This is a genomic window from Prevotella sp. TCVGH (assembly GCF_023522295.1).
Classification (GTDB): Bacteria; Bacteroidota; Bacteroidia; order Bacteroidales; family Bacteroidaceae; genus Prevotella; species Prevotella timonensis.
Map to the genome: position 1 here is coordinate 21575 of NZ_QFFX01000038.1, position 6705 is coordinate 28279.

Consider the following 6705-nt stretch of genomic DNA (forward strand, 5'->3'; position numbering starts at 1 on the left):
GAAGCAGAATCAAATAGCGTCATCATAGAAAACAATAAAATAGATAGCCAATGAAAAAAATATTATTGATGAGTCTCATGTGCTTAGCCGCACTGAGTATGAGTGCACAGAAGTTTGCACTGGTGGACATGGAGTATATCCTTAAAAACATTCCAGCTTATGAGCGTGCCAACGAGCAGCTGACACAGGTGAGCAAGAAGTGGCAAGCAGAAGTGGAGGCGTTGAATACCGAAGCGTCGACCATGTATAAGAATTACCAAAACGAGGTAGTGTTTCTTTCGCAAGAGCAAAAGAAAGCTCGTCAAGAGGAAATCATGAAGAAAGAAAAGAGCGCCAGTGAACTAAAGCGTAAATACTTTGGACCTGAAGGTGAACTTTTTAAGAAGCGACAAAGTCTCATGACTCCCATTCAAGACGAGATATACAATGCAGTGAAGGAGATATCCGAATTGCGCGGTTATTCGCTTGTAGTAGACCGTGCTTCTAATTCGGGCATCATCTTTGGCTCTCCCAAAATAGACATTAGCAACGAAGTGTTGCAGAAATTAGGTTATTCGAATTAATAATTAATCATAAAATAAAGAACAAAGAAAATGAAAAAGCTTATTTTAATGTTGATGTTGTTTGCACCAATGGCTCTGTTTGCACAGAAGTTCGGACACCTCAACACGCAACAAGTAATGAATGACATGCCCGAATTTGTAAAGGCACGTGGTGAAATTGAAGCAACTGCCAAGCAATATGAGAATGACTTGAAGGCAATGCAAGAAGAGTTGCAGCGTAAGGCTTCGGAATATGATAAGACGAAGTCGACCATGAATGCCACCAAACAAAAGGAGACAGAGGAGTCGCTGATGCAGTTGAATGAAAAGATTCGTACGGCTTATCAAGACAACTCACAGGCATTGCAAAAGGCTCAGCAAGAAAAAATGCAACCCATCACAGCGAAGTTAGTCAAAGCAATTCAGGCAGTGGGTAAGGCAGGCAACTATGTTTATATCATGGATGTCACCGCTGGCATTCCCTACATTAGCGAGACGTTAAGTGAAGATGTAACTGCTAAGGTGAAGGCTGAATTGAACAAGATGAAATAAATAGGACGGTGAAAGTGAGTGACCTTGAGCTTTTAGCTACCACTTGAAAGTCATTGATTCATACCAATGATTGGTAGTAACGACAGGTATTCACTTTCAAAGGATAAGAAATAGAGTTGGCAGATATGAGCAAGCGTGCTATGCGCTGACGGTGTTTGCTAACTCTTTTTCTTTTTTTATCAACAAAAGGGGGAAGGAGATTCTTTGGAAAGTAGGCGAATCAAGCTTTCTTTGAAGATTCCTTCTCATCACATAAAACACATAGAAGAATGAAAAAGCAACTCTTATTTCTGTTATTTTTGATGCTACCCGTGCTGTCACAAGCGCAGCAAGTGCTACCTAAGTTTGGATATTTCAACCTGAGTTCGCTCATTAAAATGGTGCCAGAATATGCTGTGGCACAAAAGAATATAGCCGACTTGCGTGCTAAGTACGATGCAGAAACAAAGCGTTCTGAAGATGAATTCAATAAAAAATATGAGGAATTCCTCGATGGACAACGCGATTTTGCTCCCTCAATCTTACAAAAGCGTCAAGCTGAATTACAAGATATGATGGAGAGGAACGTCGCTTTCAAGAAAGAGTCGCAGCGCCTTTTAGCGCAAGCCGAAAAGAATGCGATGCAACCTGTGAAGGACAAAGTGCTGCACATCATTCAACAATTGGGTAAAGAGCGTGGATATGCTTTCGTGCTGAATGCGGACAACGATGCTCTCCCTTACGTAAACTTGGCTTACGGGGACAACTTGAACGATGCGGTGATGAGTGTACTTCACCGATAAGTGGTAGTTAAGGACAAGATGAACATGGCTCAATTATCACGACAACCGGGACCAATAGGTGTATTTGATTCTGGCTATGGTGGTTTGACAATCCTCCATAGCATTCGTCGTTTGTTGCCTCAATACGACTTTCTTTATTTGGGCGATAATGCACGTGCCCCATACGGTACGCGCTCCTTTGAGGTGGTGTATGAGTTTACACTTCAGGCGGTGACCAAACTGTTTGAAATGGGGTGTCATCTCGTTATCTTAGGCTGTAACACTGCTTCTGCGAAAGCCTTGAGGAGCATACAGCAGAACGACCTTCCACATTTGGATGCAAAGCGAAGGGTGCTGGGCGTTATTCGTCCAACCGCCGAAATCATCGGTAAACTTACGCAAAGTCGACATGTAGGACTGTTGGCTACCGAGGGAACGGTAAAGAGCGAGAGCTATCCACTCGAGATACAGAAGTTTTATCCCGATATTCAAGTATCAGGAGTGGCATGCCCTTTCTGGGTTCCGCTGGTAGAATATAACGAGGCAAACAGTCCGGGTGCAGACTATTTTGTGAAAAAACGCATGGATGCTCTCATGGCGAAGGACGGAGCCATCGATACCATTATCTTAGGATGCACACACTATCCTTTGTTAATGGCAAAGATTGAGAAATACAATAAGCCAGGTGTACGAATTGTAGCACAAGGAGAATATGTGGCTCGCAGCTTGCAAGATTATCTGTATCGCCATCCTGAAATGGAGGAGAAGTGTACAAAAAACGGGACTTGTCGATATTTTACAACAGAGAACCCCGCACGCTTTAAGGATTCGGCACAAATCTTTCTGCATGAGAATGTCAATGTTGAGCATGTTGACTTAACGCCCCAATCGTCTTTATGACGGATATTGACAATCGCATATCCTTTCGTTTCAGTATGCTATTTATACAGCGAAAAACTTCCTTCAAGCATCGTTTGCAGCATTAGTAGTATGTTTCATGGAAAGCTTATCAATGCTGAATTATCTTTACAAAGTGCCTCTCAAAACTCACGTGAAATCAACCAACGGCAAAGTTGGTCGCAAATACGCCGAAAATGAGCGAGGTTTGTAATTCGTTGTTATTGTGCGTGTTACATCAATGTCAGCTCTTTTCTTTCCTATTTTTACCACTTTTTGGCGGCTGAAGCATTGAGATAAGCCTGCTATTTGCATGCTTTAATGCTACTACTGTATGTGAATAACACCTCTAAAGAGTGTTTCCAAGCGTGTTAAGTTGATGTTCTAACTTAAAAAGACGTTTATTTTGCTCAAATCAGCACATTTTTGCAGGGCATTTGCCTATTAAATTTTTCTATTTTGAAGATTTTCAATGGTCGATTTTTGGTAAATTAATAGGACAAAAACATCGTTTTGAAAATGCTTTTGTTGGTTCGGACTTGGCTTTATCTTTTAGAAAGTTTTTTGTCTCTTTCGCGTAATTTGTTGTTCTATAGCTGCTCAACAATTGTTTAAAAACCTGTGTTCGGGAAAAACTCGCCTTGTGTTTTGTTTTTGAAGTAAGGGTACAAGTCCTTTATCCCTGTCAATTCGAGGGATGGCTTTCTATCCTATACTATTCGGCTTCGATTATCTCAAAATATGGTCAGCTGTCTGCCTTTATCTTCAGTACAGAAGTCTATATTTATAGATGGCTTCTTGTTGAAGAAACTATAGGCAGTAATTGCTGCGAGTGCGTTCATTGCGAAATTGAGTACGCTACGGTGTCTGGAATGTACCAGTTGAGCGACGTGTCAGAGTTCGTCATTGATGGTTTCTATGATCGACCTCTTCTTCAGCAGGAAGGGTATGACCTTGTTTTGCATGTTGCATCTCAGACCAGTAACCAATTGTACGCCATAGTTGAAAGCCTTTCGAACAGCCCCTGTGATATGTACCCCTTGTCTGCAAAGAGTTTTCAAAAACATTCTCGCTCAGTCTGTTGAATACGTTTTCATCCCTGTCGTCCACATTGGCCTTGGTCAGCATGAAATTCAGAACTTCCCCTCTTTCGTTGACGATGAAGTGCAACTTGAAACCGAAATACCATCCCACGGTACTTTTTCCGACAACAGCATAGTCCTTGAATACCCTGTTGCGTTTTATACGCTTGTTATGACAGACGGAGATACATGTGCTATCCACAAAACTTATCCCTGTACTACTGCCGAAGCAGCACACTTGTAGGAATAGCATCATTTCCACCGAAAGTTGCACCCCTAGTTCCACGAAGCGGTTATATGAGAGTTGCTCGGGGAACAAGTCCGCAACGTGTTCCTTCACATAGAAGAGGTAATAATGCGTGAAATTGCGGAATGAACCAAAGTGAATCGTCATGATTTCCGAACAGCTCATACGCCATGCCCGATTACGCTGACAGGCTTTCTTGGGGACTCAAGCTCCATTTTTGATACTTCTTTGTCGAATTCTTTGCAAAAATCATCTACTATACAGAAAATTTCAGTAACTTTGTCTTTGGTAATCATCGTCTATTGTGTCTGTAACTGTTTGATTTATAACTATAAAGGTACCAAATAATAGCAAGATTACCTGCTTTTATTGCAAGTTTCTTATCCAGAACTCAGGTTAATAACAAAGATATGGAACGTTATATTGTAGGCCTCGGAGAGGCTTTATGGGATGTGCTTCTGGAAGGAGCCAAACTCGGCGGTGCCCCTGCCAACTTTGCCTATCATGCCAGTCAGTTTGGCCATTCAGCCGTGGCTGTGAGCACTTTGGGGAATGACGACTTAGGCGACCAAACCGTAAAAGAACTGGATGAAAAAGGTTTGAAACACATCATGCCCAGCGTGGACTATCCTACGGGAACTGTAGGGGGTGGAACTCGATGCTGACGGTGTGCCCACATACGACATCCGGACCGGTGTGGCATGGGATTATATTCCTTTTACATCTGAGGTGGCAGCAGTTGCCCACAACTGCAGCGCTGTGTGTTTTGGCTCATTGGCCCAGCGCAGTGAGCAGTCGAGAGCGACCATTGGGGAGTTTCTCGACGCCACTCCGGATGACTGTCTGAAGATTTTCGACATCAACCTGCGTGACAACTTCTACACCAAAGAGGTTATCCAAGAGTCGCTCAAGCGATGCAACATCTTGAAAATTAATGATGAAGAACTTGTTGCTATCGGTCATCTTTTTGGCTATCCGAGTCTCGACATTGAGAACAAATGCTGGTTGATTCTCAGCAAATACAACCTCGACATGATCGTCCTGACCTGCGGAACGAATGGCAGCTACGTGTTTGCAAAGGGTTTGAAGAGCTTTCAGGAGACGCCCAATGTGGAGGTTGCTGACACCGTTGGAGCAGGCGACTCGTTTGCCGGCACTTTCACGGCCGCCATCCTGTCGGGCAAACCCATCAGGGAGGCTCACGAACTGGCAGTGAAAGTGAGTGCCTACGTCTGCATACAGAAAGGTGCCATGCCTCGACTTCCTGAGAAATTCACGTCACGAATCAGGGATAGACAAGACTGTAAACAAATCAAGAAAGAAGGTAAACACCTATGATAAGTGTTTACCTCCGACTCGATTATGTCCTTTTGAGTTTTACCGGACAGCAATATCTTTTATCTTTTGTTTTGGTGGGAGAAGCGCAGGTCAATTTTTTCCCCAATTCCAGGATAATTAGGTTTAAACTTAATGCCTAACAAGTGGGCAATTGTTGGAGCTATCTGATTATTATAATAATTGCCTGTACGAAGCATTCCTTGTGCGGGAATTCCCTTTCCAAAGGCCATGAGCCATGTTTGGTCGGAATTCTCGACACTCTTGCCATGATGAAACCACCCTTTCTCGTCCTTGTCTCCACGGCCGTGATCGCATGTCACAATTACAGTTGTCTGATCTTTATAAAACGGGTCGCTTTGCAAAAGATTCCAAAGTTCCTGCAAATACGCATCTGTGCTGTGAGCTGCATCAAGGTATAACTGGTATTTGCCGGCATGTGCCCACTCATCAGTATCACCATACCCAATAAAAACAAACTTGGGATGTTGCGTGCGTAAGGCTTCCATAGCATATTCGTGAGTAAGGAAGTCAAAACGCTCTTCACCCCAATAGCGTGGACAAAGTTCGGTAAGTTTGTCTAAATATTTTTCTCGCGCTGTTGGTTTTTCCGTCATGGCATGCCGGTAGTTCGCATTCACTTTCAACCCACTGCGCTTTTCAGTAAATATTTCGATAAAACGTCCCCAGCTTCCAAAGCATAATACAGCGTCCTTGTACTGAGGTGAATGCTGCGCTATCTCGAATACAGTAGGATGTGGATTAGGTATAGGAGCATTGCTGTTGATGTTTTTGTCGTCGGCGAATCCACACAGCAATTCGTGATAGCCAGGATAAGAAATCCATATCTGGTTGGTTAAGTTCATCTTACTTCCCTCCCACCTGTTGCCTATCATCACACCATGCTTATGTATAAAACTCCATGTAAAGGGCATCAGTGCCTGCCGGCGCTCTTCTGGTGTTGAACGCCAATACATCTCTTTCATCCTTTTTACATCCCCAAATTCTTTTTGGTTAATGAGTAAAGAGTCGGCTCCACCAAATAATTCTTGCCAACGGTAGCCATCAACAGTTACCAAAATCACTTTTTGTTTGGCTTTAAGCATCATAGGTGATGTTATCAGCGTGATGAGCAGAGTCAATAAAATCCTTTTCATATCGTTATTTTCTCTCGTGATAATTATGACATTGCCACTATTTATTTTTTAATTATTTATTTAGTGTTTACTGAATAATGTATAACTCTCTGATATTTAAGTTTATATAACTTTATTTCTTCGTTTGTTTAA

At 42.6% G+C, this 6705-nt stretch carries 5 protein-coding genes and 2 pseudogenes; 5 read left to right on the forward strand and 2 right to left on the reverse strand.

Going from position 1 to position 6705, the window contains the following annotated elements:
- The first annotated feature begins 50 nt into the window (after window positions 1-50).
- The 4 genes from DEM91_RS08210 (at window position 51) to murI (ending at window position 2755) form a co-directional block, all read left to right on the forward strand.
- Window positions 51-563: an OmpH family outer membrane protein gene (locus DEM91_RS08210; protein ID WP_008123700.1), complete on the forward strand. Its 513-nt coding sequence runs from the start codon at window positions 51-53 to the stop codon at window positions 561-563.
- Between the two features lie 30 nt (window positions 564-593).
- Window positions 594-1094, forward strand: coding sequence for an OmpH family outer membrane protein (locus DEM91_RS08215; protein ID WP_008123698.1), 501 nt, complete (start codon window positions 594-596; stop codon window positions 1092-1094).
- Window positions 1095-1363: 269 nt separating this feature from the next.
- The gene (locus tag DEM91_RS08220) at window positions 1364-1876 is read left to right on the forward strand and encodes an OmpH family outer membrane protein (protein WP_249858581.1); all 513 of its coding nucleotides are present in this window, start codon (window positions 1364-1366) and stop codon (window positions 1874-1876) included.
- 24 nt (window positions 1877-1900) lie between these two features.
- The gene (murI, locus tag DEM91_RS08225; protein WP_028901065.1) at window positions 1901-2755 is read left to right on the forward strand and encodes a glutamate racemase; all 855 of its coding nucleotides are present in this window, start codon (window positions 1901-1903) and stop codon (window positions 2753-2755) included.
- Window positions 2756-3486: 731 nt separating this feature from the next.
- Here murI and DEM91_RS08230 read toward each other — a convergent pair.
- A pseudogene (locus DEM91_RS08230) lies at window positions 3487-4377 on the reverse strand (IS982 family transposase).
- Window positions 4378-4491: 114 nt separating this feature from the next.
- Between DEM91_RS08230 and DEM91_RS08235 the strand changes: the two are divergent.
- Window positions 4492-5419: pseudogene (locus tag DEM91_RS08235) on the forward strand (carbohydrate kinase family protein).
- 59 nt (window positions 5420-5478) lie between these two features.
- Here DEM91_RS08235 and DEM91_RS08240 read toward each other — a convergent pair.
- Window positions 5479-6573, reverse strand: a complete 1095-nt coding sequence (locus DEM91_RS08240; RefSeq protein ID WP_195252481.1) for a sulfatase-like hydrolase/transferase — start codon at window positions 6571-6573, stop codon at window positions 5479-5481.
- Window positions 6574-6705: the final 132 nt, after the last annotated feature.

Coding starts and splice junctions, on each gene's coding strand:
- DEM91_RS08210 (WP_008123700.1), top strand. CDS start 51: ATGAAAAAAATATTATTGATGAGTCTCATGTGCTTAGCCGCACTGAGT.
- DEM91_RS08220 (WP_249858581.1), top strand. CDS start 1,364: ATGAAAAAGCAACTCTTATTTCTGTTATTTTTGATGCTACCCGTGCTG.
- DEM91_RS08215 (WP_008123698.1), top strand. CDS start 594: ATGAAAAAGCTTATTTTAATGTTGATGTTGTTTGCACCAATGGCTCTG.
- DEM91_RS08240 (WP_195252481.1), bottom strand. CDS start 6,573: ATGAAAAGGATTTTATTGACTCTGCTCATCACGCTGATAACATCACCT.
- murI (WP_028901065.1), top strand. CDS start 1,901: ATGGCTCAATTATCACGACAACCGGGACCAATAGGTGTATTTGATTCT.